The following is a 15,847-nucleotide window of genomic DNA, read 5'->3' on the forward strand; positions in this document are numbered from 1 at the left end:
CTACGTCATAACAGTGAGCGGGCGCTGGCAACAGCGACCCGGCAACCGATGAGCATTTCGATAACGACAAAACTCAGTTACGGATGTGGTGCGTTTGGAAAAGACTTCGCGATTGGCATTGTTTACCTCTACCTGATGTATTACTACACCGACGTGGTGGGATTATCGGTTGGCATGGTCGGCACGCTGTTTTTAGTCGCCCGAATCTGGGATGCGATTAACGATCCCATTATGGGATGGATCGTTACCATTACACGTTCTCGCTGGGGGAAATTTAAACCCTGGATTTTAACTGGCACGCTGACAAACTCGCTGGTGCTGTTCGCGTTATTTAGCGCCCACCTGTTTGAAGGGACGACACAGCTGGTTTTTGTCTGGGTCACCTACATTCTGTGGGGAATGACCTATACCATAATGGATATTCCGTTCTGGTCACTGGTACCGACCATTACGCTGGACAAACGTGAGCGCGAAGAGCTGGTGCCCTGGCCACGCTTTTTTGCCAGCCTCGCCTCCTTTGTCACGGCCGGCATTGCGCTACCGTTTGTCAGTTATATCGGGGGCGACGATCGCGGCTTTGGCTTTCAGATGTTTACCCTGCTCCTGATCGTGTTTTTCATCGCGGCAACCCTCATCACGCTGCGTAATGTTCATGAGGTTTATTCATCAGACGGCGCGCAGACCCAGGACGGCGGCCGGATGGGACTGAGCGCGATCGTCGGCCTTATCTACCGCAACGATCAGCTTGCCTGCCTGCTCGGTATGGCGCTGGCCTATAACATTGCGGCGAATATCATTACCGGTTTTGCGATTTACTATTTTACCTATGTGATCGGCGATGCCAGTCTCTTCCCTTACTACCTCTCCTATGCTGGCGCGGCGAACCTGGCAACACTGGTTCTGTTCCCCAAATTAGTGAATCTGCTGTCACGCCGGATACTATGGGCGTCGGCGTCTGCCCTGCCGATTCTGAGCGGCGGTGTGCTGTTCGCTATGGCATTAGCAGGCAGTCACGCGACATCCTTAATCGTTGTTGCCGGGATTTTATTCAATACCGGAACGGCGCTTTTCTGGGTGCTTCAGGTAATTATGGTGGCGGATACCGTAGATTATGGCGAATACAAACTGCATGTGCGCTGTGAAAGCATTGCCTATTCGGTGCAAACCATGGTCGTTAAAGGCGGCTCTGCGCTGGCGGCTTTCTTTATCGCTGTCGTGCTGGGCATGATTGGCTATCTGCCCAACATCAACCAGTCGCAGGAAACCCTTGCTGGCATGCAGTTTATTATGATCGTGCTGCCCGCTGTCTTTTTTGCCCTGACGCTGCTGCTCTATTTCCGTTTCTATACACTGAACGGCGACATGCTACGGAAAATTCACATCCGCCTGCTGGATAAATACCGTAAGCCACCGGAAAAGGAAGCGGTGCCGATCGCAGCAACCAAAGAGATAAAAATTTAAACGCGAAGCCCCGACCCGGGGCTTCTGTTTTAAGTCTGACTTTCGGCTATGCCCGAAAACGAGAAACAACCCGTGTTTTATCAGCAACATTTCCATCGCCTTCTTGTGTGTAACCGGCCTTATCTGACAACCGGGCGTCAGTGGCCACCAGAAAGAAACAGGCCTTTGCAATCTTCAGGTTTACTCTCAGTGGCGCTTATGCTGGAATTCCCGCCTGAATGTCGCGTAATCACGGAAATATCCCCTTTATGATGCAAGCCCCGCAGTTCGCGCAACAGGTGCTGGACTGGTATCAACGCTTTGGCCGCAAAACCCTGCCGTGGCAGTTGGAGAAAACACCTTATAAGGTGTGGCTGTCCGAAGTGATGTTACAGCAAACCCAGGTCGCCACCGTTATCCCCTATTTTGAGCGCTTTATGGCGCGCTTTCCGACCGTCAGCGATCTGGCCGCCGCGCCGCTGGACGAAGTGCTGCATCTCTGGACCGGTCTGGGTTACTACGCGCGTGCGCGTAACCTGCACAAAGCCGCCAAACAGGTGGTTGAGATGCACGGCGGCGCGTTCCCGCGCAACTACGATGACGTCGCCGCGCTGCCCGGCGTAGGCCGCTCGACAGCGGGTGCGATCTTATCGCTATCGCTGGGCCTGCACTTCCCGATTCTGGACGGTAACGTGAAACGGGTTTTGGCTCGCTGTTACGCAGTGGCTGGCTGGCCGGGCAAGAAAGATGTTGAAAAACGGCTGTGGCAAATTAGTGAAGACGTGACGCCAGCCGAGGGCGTCAGTCAGTTTAACCAGGCCATGATGGATCTGGGCGCCATGGTTTGCACCCGCTCGCGCCCGAAATGTGAAATCTGCCCGCTCAGCGATGGTTGCGAAGCCCGCGCGACGAACAGCTGGGCAAACTATCCGGGCAAAAAACCTAAGCAGACGTTGCCTGAACGCAGCGGCTGGTTTTTGATGATGCAAAACGGCGACAATGTCTGGCTTGAACAGCGCCCGCCGGTCGGGTTATGGGGCGGTTTATTCTGCTTCCCGCAGTTCACCAGCGAAGACGATCTGAACGCCTGGCTGTCGACGCGCGGCATCCATGCCAAACCGCAGCAGCTTACGGCATTTCGTCACACCTTCAGCCATTTTCATCTGGATATCGTTCCCATGTGGCTGTCATGGCCTTCTGCCGGGGCATTAATGGATGAAGCTGGCGGTCTCTGGTATAACTTAACGCTGCCGCCATCTGTGGGATTAGCCGCACCTGTAGAGCGTCTTTTACACGAACTGCGCCATCCCCAGCCGTTGCCTGTGGGCGACGGTGAGATTAATGAGGAAGAGTAATGAGCCGCACCATTTTTTGTACTTTTTTACAACGCGACGCTGAAGGGCAGGATTTTCAGCTCTACCCTGGCGATCTGGGAAAACGCATTTACAATGAAATCTCGAAAGAAGCCTGGCAGCAATGGATGGCTAAGCAGACGATGCTGATCAACGAGAAAAAACTCAATATGATGAATCCCGACGATCGCAAGGTACTGGAAAAGGAAATGATTAATTTCCTGTTCGAAGGTAAAGACGTTCATATTGAAGGCTACACGCCACCCGAAGCATAACTTTATTGGCCTCCGTGTTGAGGCCGTTTTCCAGGTCAGGCACGTATTTTAGATGAATAAAAAGCTGATAGCCCTGCTGGTGATTGCCCCCCTTTTGGTGTCCTGCTCCGGTAAAAAACATCCGGAATATTCAGAGGAATGGGTCAAAGATACCAACGGATTTGACATTCTGATGGGGCAATTCGCCCATAACATTGAGAACATCTGGGGTATCAATGAGGTCCTGATCGCCGGACCGAAAGACTACGTTAAATACACCGACAATTATTACACCCGCAGCCACATCAACTTTGAAAGCGGGAACATCACCATTGAGACCATTTCCGGTACCGATCCTGCCGCCAGTCTGCGTCAGGCGATCGTGACTACGTTACTGATCGGCGACGATCCGGGAAATGTCGATCTCTACTCTGATGCTAACGACATTCAGATCAGTAAAGAGCCGTTGTTGTACGGACAGGTGCTGGATAACACCGGTCAGGCGATTCGCTGGCAGGGACGTGCTCAGGCCTTTGCTGACTACTTGATTGCCAATAAACTGCAACGCCGTACGTCCGGCCTGCATGTGATCTACTCGGTCACGATTCCGATGGTGCCAAACCATCTGGATAAGCGTGCGCATAAATATCTGCCTATGGTGCGTAAAGCCGCCGAAGAGTACGGTGTAGATGCGTCTCTGATTCTGGCTATTATGCAGACCGAATCCAGCTTTAACCCCTACGCAGTCAGCCATTCTGATGCGCTCGGGCTGATGCAGGTAGTGCAGCATACCGCCGGTGTGGATGTATTCCGCATGAAGGGCAAATGGGGCAAACCGAGCCGCAGCTATCTGCTGGATCCCGAGAACAACATTGATGCCGGTACTGCCTATCTGTCGTTGCTGCAGAGCAACTATCTGGCCGGTATTCAGGATCCGGTTTCACGCCGCTATGCGGTTATCACCGCCTATAACGGCGGCGCCGGTAGTGTACTGCGCGTGTTCTCCAGCGATAAAGATCGTGCCTTTACCATTATTAACAGTATGTCGCCGGGTCAGGTTTATCAGACGCTGTCGAAGCAGCATCCGTCGGCGGAATCGCGGCGGTATTTGTATAAGGTGAGTTCGGCGCAGCGGAGTTATCACAGGTATTGATTTGGCGGGGTTCCGCTCAGCAGGTGCTGCGGGTTGCTCTGAGCGGGTTCCGCCCGCCAGGCGACCGGGAGTTTCAGCCTGCCCGTGCAGGCGGACGTGTTAAGGGGCTCGCGCCAGCCCCTTAACAATCCCGGCGGCCGTCAGCCGTCGTTGTTCCTTCGTCTCTCACTCCGGCCTCACGGGCCGTCCGGATGCGCCCTCCCTGGCGCAGCCGTCCTCGTCGCGGCATCCCTGCCGCGCCGCCCTGCCCTCCGTTCTCTCCTCAGCGCGCCGGATGCCGGCAGAAAAACCCCCGCCTGTCAGTCCTGGTTTCTTTTAAAAGCGGGTGTTGTCTGTAGTGAATGTGTGCAGTGGGATTCATAAAAAGTTTTTATAAACAGGCATTGATTCAAAACCAGCAGACTGTAGGACTTTCCGGTCACCTACAGCGACAATGGAAGTGGCTTTAACACAGAGATAGTGAAGCGGGGGTTTGGAGCGGCCTTCCCACCCGCTGAGCGGATGAGGGATTTCCGGATGAGCCGACAGGACGTCGGCGAGAGCCGGGCCGCGCCACGGATGGCGCGTCCTGGCGGTCCGCAGAAATCCTGAAGCAGCGAAGGCACCGCGAAGCGGCGGGTGGGCAGGACGGGAGCACGGGGTCAAGGGGCCGCGGCGGCTGGCGGCCCCTTGTCGGTCGCCCGCACCGGGCAGACTGAAACTCCAGGCCGCCTGGCGAGCGAAACCCTCTCAGTGTTTCATAAGCTGTCAGCGACTCAAACCTTCTCAGGGCCAGCCATGGCCCCTGATTCCAGCCAGGCTGTGCAAACAGCCACCCAGCACTTACCCCTGCATCATGTTCGCCACCAGGTACTTACGTCCCTCGGCATCTTCCTCGGTGTAAACGCCCTGTAGCTCGGGTGAAAAACCCGGGAGCTGGTTGATGCCTGCTTCCAGCGCAAGAAAATAACGCTGTACCGCCCCACCCCAGGCTTCACCGGGAACAACACAGAGTACGCCAGGCGGATAAGGCAGCGCGCCTTCCGCGGCGATGCGCCCTTCTGCTGACGCAATCGGCACCAGCTCCACATCACCGCGAATATAAGCCTGATGTGCGTCCTGTGGATTCACTTTGACCTGAGGTAAGCCCTGCTCACGGAACATGAGACGTTGCAGATCTTTCACATTGAAGCTCACGTACAGGTCATGCATCTCCTGGCACAGGCGGCGCAACGTGTATCCGGCGTAGCGTTTGGCGTTCTTACGGTAAAGCGTGGGCAGGACTTCAGCCAGCAACGTGTCGTCTTTTACATGCTGCTCAAACTGCGCCAGCATGGCGACCAGGTTGGCCATTTTCTCCGGACTTTCCGCTGGCGTAAGCAGAAACAGGATGGAGTTAAGGTCACACTTTTCCGGTACGATGCCGTTTTCACGCAGGTAGTTGGCCAGGATCGTCGCCGGAATCCCAAAGTCAGCATATTCGCCGCTTGCCGCGTCAATGCCCGGCGTGGTCAGCAGCAGTTTGCAGGGATCGACGCGGTACTGGTCGCGATCGTATCCCGCAAAACCGTGCCATTTGGCGTTGGGTTCGAAGCTGAAATAGTGCAGATCCCGCGCGATCTCCTCTGTGGGCGCATCCTGCCAGCGTTTGCCGTTCACCGTTTCAGGAACAAAAGGCAGGATCATATCGCAGCGCTCAAAGATTGCCTTGCGCGCCTCAATGCCCAGCATGACGCACTCGTCCCACATGCGACGTCCCGCCTCGCCCTGGTGCATTTTGGCGTTAATATCCAGTGCGGCAAACAGCGGATAAAACGGGCTGGTAGAGGCGTGCAGCATAAAGGCGTTATTCAATCGCTTATGCGGGCAGAAACGCTTCTGACCGCGGATATGGTTGTCTTTTTTATGAATCTGCGAGGTCTGTGAAAAGCCCGCAAGCTGCTTGTGTACCGACTGCGTCACAAAAATGCCGGGATCGTTTTCGTTTAACGACAGCGTCAGCGGTGAGCAGCCTTCCATCAGCGGAATAAACTGTTCGTAGCCCAGCCAGGCGGAGTCAAACAGGATGTAGTCACACAGATGACCTATGCGATCCACCACCTGACGCGCGTTGTACACCGTGCCGTCATAGGTGCCTAACTGGATAATCGCCAGGCGGAAAGGACGTGCTTCCTGTGCACGCTCAGGGGCCACGTTGGCGATCTGAGCACGCAGATAATCCTCATCAAAACAGTGCGCGTCAATGCCGCCAATGAAGCCAAACGGATTACGGGCCGCTTCGAGATAAACGGGCGTTGCGCCAGCCTGAATCAGCGCCCCATGGTGGTTGGACTTGTGGTTGTTGCGGTCAAACAGCACTAAATCGCCGCGCGTCAGCAAGGCATTCGTGACCACTTTGTTGGCGCTTGAGGTGCCGTTCAACACAAAGTAGGTTTTATCGGCATTAAAAACTTTGGCAGCAAACTTCTGTGCATGCTTGGCCGATCCCTCATGGATCAGCAGATCGCCCAGCTTGACGTCAGCGTTACACATGTCTGAGCGAAAAACGTTTTCGCCATAAAAATCATAAAATTGCTTACCTGCCGGATGCTTTTTAAAAAAGGCACCGCCCTGATGACCGGGGCAGGCAAATGTACTGTTTTGCATATCGACATAGCGGGTCAGCGTTTCAAAGAACGGGGGCAGCAACTCAGCTTCATACGCCTGCGCCGCCGTTTCCAGTGCCGCCCAGTCCTGCGGTTCACCGTTCAACTCACCCGTCACGCCGGGCAGATGCATGACCTCTTCTTCAAAGGCATTGGCAACAAACACCGGTAAGTTAAAACCGGTATGCCGCAATAAGGCCAGCACGCCACTGCGTGTATCCGCAAGCGAGACGACCACAGCCGCCACATCGGTAAAATCAGTATTATCCAGCGTGACCACGTCGCGCGCAGTATTCAGGGACAGACTTGGCGCAACGGCAGCGCTGGCAGCAATTTTAAGTGGTGTCATAACACAAATCCCTAACAGTCAGGGAGTGGGTGCCTGAGGCACGGCAATAGGGAAATTTCCCCGGCGAATGATATCTGACGGGCCAAACCGATAGACATCAGTAAAGAGTAGTCCTTACTCATGTCCAACAGCAACGACCAGGTTGGCGTCACCGCATAGTGACGGAAATTTGTGTAACCGGTATGACGGCGGAAAACAGGTCACGCGCCAGGTCTGGCGAGTGGGAACAAGTGCAAAAACGCATTGATCCGGACATGATAGCGTCCTCTGTCTGGGATGGCGGCGGGGAAAAATGTGGCGGCAATAATGTCATTTTTTACTGACAGGGACAACCCGACAACGTTAAATATCAGGTCAATAAATTTAAAATAAAAAACAATACATATCATTCAGTTGCAATATCTTTAAGCGACTAAACCTCTGTAATCAATGCAAAATTATGCCATGTCCGGACATTGCCGCCCCGCCACCGGGATGTTTGATAATGCCTCAGAGCGGGGTACTTGTCGGGCCAGTACCTGGCCCTCTCAGGCTGTCGGGCGTAGACTTGCCTGATGATTCTTACGCCTGACGGAGGCTGTATGTTTAAGGCACTGGTCATTGAAAATGACGAACAAGGTTACCGTACCGAGTTAAAAGAACTCTCCGAAACACAATTGCCCCACCAGGATGTCACGCTCGACGTGCACTATTCCACCCTGAACTACAAAGATGCGCTGGCCATCTGTAATAAAGGCCCGATTGTCCGTGAATTTCCCATGGTGCCGGGGATTGATTTCGTCGGTCGCGTAGTCGCCAGCCAGCATTCCGACTGGAAGCAGGACGACACCGCTATTTTGACCGGCTGGGGCGTGGGAGAAAAACACTGGGGCGGCCTGGCGCAAAAAGCCTGTGTCGCAGGCGACTGGTTAGTGCCCGTGCCAGACGGCTTATCGCCACTGAATACGATGGCCATTGGCACCGCCGGTTTTACCGCCATGCTGTGCGTGCTGGCTTTAGAAAAACAGGGCGTTACGCCCGATCGCGGCCCCGTGCTGGTCACCGGTGCCAGCGGTGGCGTGGGCAGCTTTAGCGTCAGCCTGCTGGCAAAACTCGGCTACGAGGTGATCGCCTCCAGCGGCCGCGCCAGCGATGAAAACTGGCTGATCAACACGCTGGGCGCGAAAAGGATTATGGATCGCGCTGAACTGTCTCAGCCGGGCAAACCTTTGGGCAAAGAGCGCTGGGCCGCGGCTGTCGACAGCGTGGGCAGCCATACGCTGAGTAACGTTCTGGCGGGTACGCAGCGCGATGGCGTTGTCGCCGCCTGTGGCATGGCTCAGGGGCTGGATCTGCCCACCAGCGTCGCGCCTTTTATTTTACGCGGCGTGACGCTAGCGGGCGTGGACAGCGTGATGTGCCCTAAACCGCTTCGCCAGCAGGCCTGGCAACGGCTCGGACAGTTGATGAATGATGCGCAACTGTCTCAGATGATCACGGTCATCCCACTGAGCGAAGCCAGTCAGGGCGCGCGGGATCTGCTTGAAGGCAAGGTTCGCGGCCGCCTGGTGGTGGACTGCCGCTAACGGTCTTTATGGGGCGGCGCATCCTGCTGCATCAGTAACGCGCTTAGCCCCTGCAGTGCCCAGCTCGCGCCCTGCTCCATGACGGCTTTGGGGTCGCCAGAAAAGTGCTGACAACGGGCAACGACTTTGCCATCAGGCAATGTCCATCCTACCCAGATAGTGCCTGCAGGCGTACCATCTTCGCCGCCGTCCGGTCCGGCATAGCCGCTTATCGCCAGACTCACCGGTTCGCCGGACCGTTCACGCGCCCCCAGCGCCATTTCACACACGGTTTCTCTGCTGACTGCAGTGTGGTTTTCCAGCGTTTGCGGGTTAACGCCAAGCAGACGCACTTTGGCGCTTTCGCTGTAGGTGACGAAGCCGCTGGTAAAAAAATCACCGCTGTTTTCGACCGCCGCCAGCGTAATACTGATCAATCCCGCCGTGCAGGACTCTGCGGTTGCCAGACGCAAACCAGAGGATAAAAGCTGCTGACCCAGTTGTTCAGCAGCCTGACTGAGTTTCATGGTCATGAGTTTTCCTTTGTTTTCTGTCACAGGTAAAGTATGGCTGAAACTCAGTAATCTGATGCGGCTAATCTGATGTTTTATCAGCGTAAACGGGAAAATGGCCTGTGCCGTTTCGGCTAACACGTCGCCCATCGTTCTCTGCCGTTTCGGCTGGCAACGCGAACCGGTTTGTCCCGGTCAGCCTGTAGATGTTTCATGTAGCCTGTCTGCCATTGCGTAACATCGCTGACAGCCCTTATTCAGGAAAAGGAGAAAAGAATATGCAAAAACCTGTCGTTGTGATCCACTACTGTACCCAGTGTAACTGGCTGCTGCGCTCAGCCTGGATGGCACAGGAATTGTTGCACACTTTTGCTCAGGACCTGGCCAGCGTCACGCTTCGCCCCGGCAGCGGCGGCATATTTGAAGTAACGGTAGATGACCATCTGGTGTGGGAACGTAAACGTGACGGCGGCTTTCCCGATGCTCAGGTGCTCAAGCAGCGTGTCAGAGACATCTGCTTTCCGGAACGTTCACTGGGACACATCGACAAAAACAAAACTGACGGAAGCTGACGGGCGCGATCCGGCGTTAACTGCGGCTGATTTGCTCAGCGGCTGCGTTCAGCGCAGCCACAATCTTATGCCGTGTTTCGTCCGTGATGTCCTGCTGTGCCAGACGGCCATTTAAGGCGTTTTTAAACTGAAAGATCGCCTGTTCTATGTCGGGAATACTGCGGTTGTTGACTAATACAGCCAGCGAGGAAAGGCGCGTAATCAAACGCGACAATCGCTGGGCTTCGGCCTCTAACATCGCCTGACCCGTTGCGGTCACTACATAAGCCTTTCTCGCCGCCTGAGGATCGACAATCTCAATGGCCTCCATTTCCTCAAGCAAGGTCAGGTTGGGATAAATGATACCCGGGCTGGGGGAATATTCCCCTTTCGACAGTTCTTCAACGCATTTAATCAGCTCGTAACCGTGCGAGGCGCGCTGAGCGATAAAGTGCAGCATCAACAGGCGCATTTCACCCGCATCAAGCATCTTTTCCCGGCGCTTCCGCCGCGCTGCGCAAGGCCGCGCAGACTGGCTGCGGTTATCCTGTTCTGAATGGGCCGAATCCATCTGTCGCCTCTGCCTGTTTAAGGAGAAAGAGCCTGATGGTAGAGGGCCACCAGGTAAAATTCAATCAACGGCAGGTCACTCACTTGTGATGCCAGTAAGCAACCGCACGCACAAGATCAGCATCCACGCCGCGTTGCGTTGTGAAGTAGTCAGCGAGCTGTTTAACGACGCGCCCTTCTCCCGTTAGCCAGATAAAAGCGTCATGCGACGGTATCGCTATCTTATCCAGCGCCGCCGTCAGGGCTGGCAAAGCCGCCTGCGTCATCTGCTGGCTACCGAGCCAGGCCACATTTGCCTTGCCGGTGTCCGCTAAGTAGTCACGCCCCGTTTTTTCATCGGTGAAGGCAAACAGGTGCAGGGTTTCGGCTTCAATGCTGCGGCTGCGGCGCTGAAACGCAGGCAGACCGGTTTCATCACAGACATAAAGCTGGAAAGCATAATCCGTTGGGACCAGCAGAGAACCGCGAGGTCCACCGATAATCAGGCTGTCGCCGGTCTGTGCCTGCGCGGCCCAGTCGCTGGCGACACCGCTTTCATGCAGGTAAAAATCGATTGTCAGCGAAGATTCACCATCAAAGTCAAACGGCGTGTAGTCACGCGCAGCCGGCCGCAAGCCGTCTTTCCAGTGAATGCCGTCCTCGTCCATCGTCGGCAGTTGCAGCGTCGTGTCAGCGGTGGGCGGGAAAAAGACTTTGATGTGGTCATCAAAACCGGGCGAATTAAATCCTTTCAGGTCGTCGCCCGTAAACTCGATGCGCCAAAACCGGTCAGCCACTTTGGTTTTGGTGGCAACGTGAATACAGCGAAAGCGGAGCGCGTTACGGATACGTTCAGGTAAACGGCGGGAAGAAGATGCAGGCACAGTGGCTCTCCGAAAAACAGGGTTGTACGCAACCTTAGTAAACAACAATCATTCTCATGTCAGTCGGAGAGAATAGCTATGATATATCTTAAGAACAATGACTAAAAATGCGGTCCGGCAGTAGGTGCAGGCACATCTGTCGGCCTTTTATCGCTGAAAAGCAAAAAGGCGCTTACGCGCCTTTTAAAGGAGGACTGTCGGTCATCGGGCGGTTACTGCGCCTGATTTTGTCCGCTATTTTGCGGCAGCGAGCTGTCACCGAGTATCTCGCTGTGGCCGGCCTGACTGCCGGGATGTAATCCTGTGCGAACATTGCCGGGATCGGTGAGTTGTGCAGTCGCCAGGCCGGGAGCGGCACACAGCGCGACAGTCAGAAAAAAGGCGGCTATTTGCGTTATTTTGGTCATGGTATTTTGCCTGTTCAGGCGTAAAAAGCAGGTGAATATCCAGCGCTGAGAAGGAAATACAGTATGCGTAGCTGCGCTCAGCGCTTCGGTAAGGATTTTACGCCTTGCCTGCCAGCCTGCTTATAAAATCGTGCGCTTTATCACACAATGACGCACATAATGTGCATTATCCCTGCGTGACAGGAATAGAGAACACCCCTTCAATGTTGTCGGCTGTGCATCGGGTTAAATCCAGACAGAGCAAATCCATTCCCGGCCGGCAGGCCACATTCAGCTGCGGTAGATAAAGGTAGTAAATATCCGCGATGAAACGCGTCAGTTCTTCCGGTGAGCCACGCCATGCCAGGCGGGCGTAAAACCCCGCAGGCACCGTGCGGCATTGAAGATCGTCTGGCCCGGCATCCGTGTTTGCCAGCGCGACGCCACGAAACAGGCTGATGTGCTGTTGATCGACGGACGCGTTGCCGGGGCCATACTGAAATCCCAGCCATCCTTGCGCGTCGCCCTGCTGCGTACGGACAAAATGGCGTACCAGGCCGGCCATACGCTGATGCCGGTCGCGAATAAAGTCGCCATAGGGGCATTCCCATTCCAGCGTGTCGCCCTGCAGGAGCAACTCCTCTTCGCGCCGGTAAAGCGATACCGGCATGACCGGCTCGCGCTGAGCAATACGGCTGTGAAAATACCGGACAGGCAGCACGTTAAGACGGCGAAAACCGCCCGGCGTAACAGAGAAGTGATTTTTAAACACGCGGTTAAAGTTTTGCTGATTTTCAAATCCGAAACGGACGGCGATATCAATTAACGGCATGCGCGTCAGTCGTAACGCCATAGCGGCAAGGGTTAAGCGGCGCTTGCGCGTATAGGCCGCCAGCGTTTGTCCGGTCATCTCTTTGAACAAACGTTGCATATGCCATTTGGAATAGCCCGATTTGAGCGTAATCAGATCGATGGAAATGTCGTTGGTCAGGTTGGCTTCAATCCAGTCGACTAAATCATTTATATGCTGTTTTTTTATGGTTTGACTTAGCATTTTAAAAAACGTGAAAAGAAAAAAGAGGGAAAGATTTGTAATAAAATAGTAACAAAAGCGTTGCAGGATGTCATGACTCATGGGCCAGCCAGGGCCGGATAGCGGCAAAAAGCGCATTAATTGCCTGGGTTACTACTTTAAAAAGCCAGCACACAGGCTGGCTTATGGAAGGACGAGGGGAACAACGGAGGCAGTCAGGAATGCACTGCCTCGTTCGGAGGACTCAGTGGCTACGCATGCCTGCGGCGGTCATCATCATTCTGAACAGCGTCGCGACCACACCGAGTGCCAGCACGCTGGCACTGTAGATGACCACCAGCCACAGCACGCGTTTCCACCACGGTGACCGGGTTTCATTCTGACGTTCTTTGCTGCTGACCTGGGTCTGCATATCAATGGTATCCTTCGTCTGCTTTGATTTTTCCACGGAACACGTAGTAGCTCCAGAAGGTATATCCCAGAATCATTGGAATGATCAGTAAGCTACCTACCAGCATAAAGGCCTGGCTCTGCGGCGGGGACGCGGCGTCCCAGATGGATACCGAGGGCGGAATAATATTCGGCCAGATACTGATACCCAGACCCGAGAAGCCCAGGAAAATCAGGGCCAGCGTCAGCAGGAAAGGCGAATAATGCGCCTCGCGCTTGATTGCGCGGCGCAGTCCCCATGCACACAGCAGCACCAGTACAGGCACCGGCAGGAATAAGAACAGATTTGGCGTGGTGAACCAGCGATGTGCAATGTTCTGATGCGTGAACGGTGTCCAGATACTGATGATGCCAATAATTAACAACAGCGCAATCAACAGCGGTGTCGCCAGGGCTGACATTTTACGGTGCAGTTCATGTTCGGTTTTCATGATAAGCCAGGTGCAGCCCAGCAGCGCATATGCCACAACCAGCCCGACGCCGCAGAACAGCGGGAACGGGGCCAGCCAGTCCATCGTCGAGCCTGCAAAGCTGCGGCCTTCGACAGGAATGCCATCCAGCATCGCGCCGACGGCAACGCCCTGGCTAAAGGTTGCGAGGAGTGAACCGGCAATAAACGACTTGTCCCAGAAGGCCCGATGGTGCTCGACAGCCTTGAAGCGGAACTCAAAGGCGACGCCACGGAAAATCAGCCCAATCAGCATGGCGGTTAACGGCACGGAAAGCGCATCCGCTATTACCGCATAGGCCAGCGGGAAAGCGCCATACAGTCCTGCGCCGCCCAGCACTAACCAGGTTTCGTTGCCGTCCCAGACAGGCGCAACGGTGTTGACCATCATGTCGCGCTCGCCTGCGTCTTTGTTAAAAGGAAACAGCAGGCCGATGCCCAGGTCGAAACCGTCCATGACGATATACATCAGGACAGCAAAAACGATAATCGCGAACCAGATAACAGAAAAATCAATCATCTCAACGCTCCTCATGATGGTGAGTGGCCGCAGAGAGCGGGCGCGCTGGCGTTTTGATTTGTCCGGGGCCACCTGTTTCCACGGTATCGCCTTCGCCGGTGACCGGCCCTTTTTTAATCAAGCGCATCATATAGTGATAACCCACACCGAAGACGGAGGAGTAAACCAGAATAAAGGCGAGCAGGCTGATACTCATGTGCATTTCGCCATGGGGAGATACCGCATCAATCGTTCGCTGAACGCCATAAACTACCCAGGGCTGACGACCGATTTCGGTAGTAAACCAGCCTGCTAAAATCGCGATCAGGCCGGAGGGTCCCATGAGCAAAGCAAACCACAGGAACGGACGCGACTGGTACAGGCGTCCTTTGTAACGCAGCCACAGGCTGACTACGCCAAGGGTGATCATTAACAGTCCCATTGCCACCATGACGCGGAATGACCAGAAAATGATGGTGGAGTTAGGACGGTCCTCTTTCGGGAAAGATTTCAGCGCCGGGACCTGTTTATCCAGACTGTGCGTCAGGATAAGGCTGCCCAGATACGGGATTTCGAGCGCATATTTAGTACGTTCCTCTTCCATATCCGGTAAACCAAACAGTATTAATGGCGTGGCTTCACCGGGTGGGTTTTCCCAGTGGCCTTCGATGGCCGCAATTTTTGCAGGTTGATGCTCCAGCGTGTTCAGTCCATGCGCGTCACCAATCATGGCCTGCACAGGGGCGACAATCAGCGCCATCCACAACGCCATTGAGAACATTTTACGGATGGCAGGATTGTCATTTCCTTTAAGCAGATGCCAGGCCGCCGACGATCCGACAAAGAACGCACTGGCCAAAAATGCCGCCACGGACATATGTAACAGGCGATAAGGAAAGGACGGGTTAAAGACAATTTTAAACCAGTTTTCTGGCACCACGATGCCATTCTGAATGAGATAGCCCTGCGGTGTTTGCATCCAGCTGTTAGAAGACAGGATCCAGAAGGTGGAAATCAACGTTCCCAGTGCCACCATGCAGGTCGCAAAGTAGTGCAGCCCCGGGCCGACGCGGTTCCAGCCAAATAACATTACACCTAAAAAGCCCGCTTCAAGGAAGAAAGCCGTTAACACTTCATAGGTCAACAAGGGACCCGTGATACTGCCGGCAAACTGGGAGAAACCACTCCAGTTGGTCCCAAACTGATACGCCATGACCAGCCCGGAAACCACGCCCATGCCGAAATTCACCGCAAAAATTTTCGACCAGAAATGATAGAGATCGCGGTAGGTTTGATTACGTGTTTTGAGCCACATTCCCTCCAGCACAGCAAGAAAGCTGGCCAGACCGATGGTGATGGCTGGAAAGATAATATGGAAGGAAACAGTAAAACCGAACTGGATCCTGGCGAGATGAAAGGCATCTAATCCAAACATTGCTTACCTCTTTGCCACATAGAGCACCACATATAGTTACTTATAATTAACGACTTATACACAAAGCATGTCATTCCATTGCATGGAAAAATGCCATGACGAATGTAAGATGCTTCGTCCTGGTAAAACAGAGACAATCAGATAAGTAAAAACTATAACAGTATTTTTTGATTAAGATCATTTTTTTGTTGAAAGTTTTCTTATTTAGGACGGATAAGCAAAACGTTAATTTCAAAGGGGCAATGTGACATTATTGTTATTAAAACAGACCCTGCACGGAGCCGTAACGGCCACGCGAGATTACCGCTAAAAAATAACGCAACTCGCTGTTTTTAAGCGTCATTCGCCATTTCCGCGCTTCGTTAAACAGAGAAAAGTACCGTT

Annotated in this window: 15 protein-coding genes; 6 read left to right on the forward strand and 9 right to left on the reverse strand. The window is 54.1% G+C overall.

Annotation, left to right across the window (positions count from 1 at the left end; all coding sequences use genetic code 11):
* Positions 1–48 precede the first annotated feature (48 nt).
* The 4 genes from melB to mltC all read left to right on the forward strand — a co-directional run bounded on the left by melB (position 49) and on the right by mltC (position 4,199).
* Entirely contained in the window at positions 49–1,461 is a 1,413-nt protein-coding gene (melB, locus tag G5574_RS09720; RefSeq protein ID WP_133745647.1) for a melibiose:sodium transporter MelB, read from the forward strand.
* Positions 1,462–1,709: 248 nt separating this feature from the next.
* A complete protein-coding gene (mutY, locus tag G5574_RS09725; protein ID WP_164482547.1) occupies positions 1,710–2,795 on the forward strand; it encodes an A/G-specific adenine glycosylase in 1,086 nt (361 codons plus the stop codon).
* On the forward strand, positions 2,795–3,067 hold the full coding sequence (locus G5574_RS09730) for an oxidative damage protection protein (protein WP_006120869.1): 273 nt from the start codon (positions 2,795–2,797) through the stop codon (positions 3,065–3,067). The genes mutY and G5574_RS09730 overlap by 1 nt, the downstream gene beginning before the upstream one ends.
* 52 nt (positions 3,068–3,119) lie before the next feature.
* Entirely contained in the window at positions 3,120–4,199 is a 1,080-nt protein-coding gene (gene mltC / locus G5574_RS09735) for a membrane-bound lytic murein transglycosylase MltC (RefSeq protein ID WP_033739669.1), read from the forward strand.
* An 822-nt stretch (positions 4,200–5,021) separates the two neighbouring features.
* Here mltC and G5574_RS09740 read toward each other — a convergent pair.
* Positions 5,022–7,172 carry an ornithine decarboxylase gene (locus G5574_RS09740; protein WP_039342318.1) on the reverse strand — a complete coding sequence of 717 codons (2,151 nt, stop codon included), beginning with the start codon at positions 7,170–7,172 and terminating at the stop codon, positions 5,022–5,024.
* 581 nt (positions 7,173–7,753) lie between these two features.
* Between G5574_RS09740 and acuI the strand changes: the two genes are divergently transcribed.
* Positions 7,754–8,737, forward strand: a complete 984-nt coding sequence (gene acuI, locus G5574_RS09745; RefSeq protein ID WP_039342315.1) for an acrylyl-CoA reductase (NADPH) — start codon at positions 7,754–7,756, stop codon at positions 8,735–8,737.
* Here acuI and G5574_RS09750 read toward each other — a convergent pair.
* A complete protein-coding gene (locus tag G5574_RS09750) occupies positions 8,734–9,249 on the reverse strand; it encodes a CinA family protein (RefSeq protein ID WP_054687184.1) in 516 nt (171 codons plus the stop codon). The two genes, acuI and G5574_RS09750, sit on opposite strands and share 4 nt — an antisense overlap.
* Before the next feature lie 257 nt (positions 9,250–9,506).
* Between G5574_RS09750 and G5574_RS09755 the strand changes: the two genes are divergently transcribed.
* Positions 9,507–9,800 carry an Rdx family protein gene (locus G5574_RS09755; RefSeq protein ID WP_006118282.1) on the forward strand — a complete coding sequence of 98 codons (294 nt, stop codon included), beginning with the start codon at positions 9,507–9,509 and terminating at the stop codon, positions 9,798–9,800.
* Between the two features lie 16 nt (positions 9,801–9,816).
* Here the strand turns inward: G5574_RS09755 and G5574_RS09760 are convergent, their stop codons facing one another.
* From G5574_RS09760 to G5574_RS09790, 7 genes are all read right to left on the reverse strand, one after another.
* Positions 9,817–10,350: a PadR family transcriptional regulator gene (locus tag G5574_RS09760; RefSeq protein ID WP_164482548.1), complete on the reverse strand. Its 534-nt coding sequence runs from the start codon at positions 10,348–10,350 to the stop codon at positions 9,817–9,819.
* A gap of 79 nt (positions 10,351–10,429) precedes the next feature.
* Positions 10,430–11,212, reverse strand: a complete 783-nt coding sequence (locus tag G5574_RS09765; protein WP_044241494.1) for a siderophore-interacting protein — start codon at positions 11,210–11,212, stop codon at positions 10,430–10,432.
* A gap of 212 nt (positions 11,213–11,424) precedes the next feature.
* On the reverse strand, positions 11,425–11,619 hold the full coding sequence (locus G5574_RS09770; RefSeq protein ID WP_006118279.1) for a hypothetical protein: 195 nt from the start codon (positions 11,617–11,619) through the stop codon (positions 11,425–11,427).
* A 166-nt stretch (positions 11,620–11,785) separates the two neighbouring features.
* Positions 11,786–12,652, reverse strand: a complete 867-nt coding sequence (locus G5574_RS09775) for a helix-turn-helix domain-containing protein (protein WP_164482549.1) — start codon at positions 12,650–12,652, stop codon at positions 11,786–11,788.
* A gap of 223 nt (positions 12,653–12,875) precedes the next feature.
* A complete protein-coding gene (locus G5574_RS09780) occupies positions 12,876–13,043 on the reverse strand; it encodes a DUF2474 domain-containing protein (protein ID WP_006118277.1) in 168 nt (55 codons plus the stop codon).
* Position 13,044: 1 nt separating this feature from the next.
* Positions 13,045–14,049, reverse strand: coding sequence for a cytochrome d ubiquinol oxidase subunit II (gene cydB, locus G5574_RS09785; RefSeq protein WP_033739704.1), 1,005 nt, complete (start codon positions 14,047–14,049; stop codon positions 13,045–13,047).
* A gap of 1 nt (position 14,050) precedes the next feature.
* Positions 14,051–15,463: a cytochrome ubiquinol oxidase subunit I gene (locus G5574_RS09790; protein WP_033739705.1), complete on the reverse strand. Its 1,413-nt coding sequence runs from the start codon at positions 15,461–15,463 to the stop codon at positions 14,051–14,053.
* Positions 15,464–15,847: the final 384 nt, after the last annotated feature.

Source organism: Pantoea stewartii, from assembly GCF_011044475.1.
In the GTDB taxonomy this organism is placed as follows: Bacteria; Pseudomonadota; Gammaproteobacteria; order Enterobacterales; family Enterobacteriaceae; genus Pantoea; species Pantoea stewartii.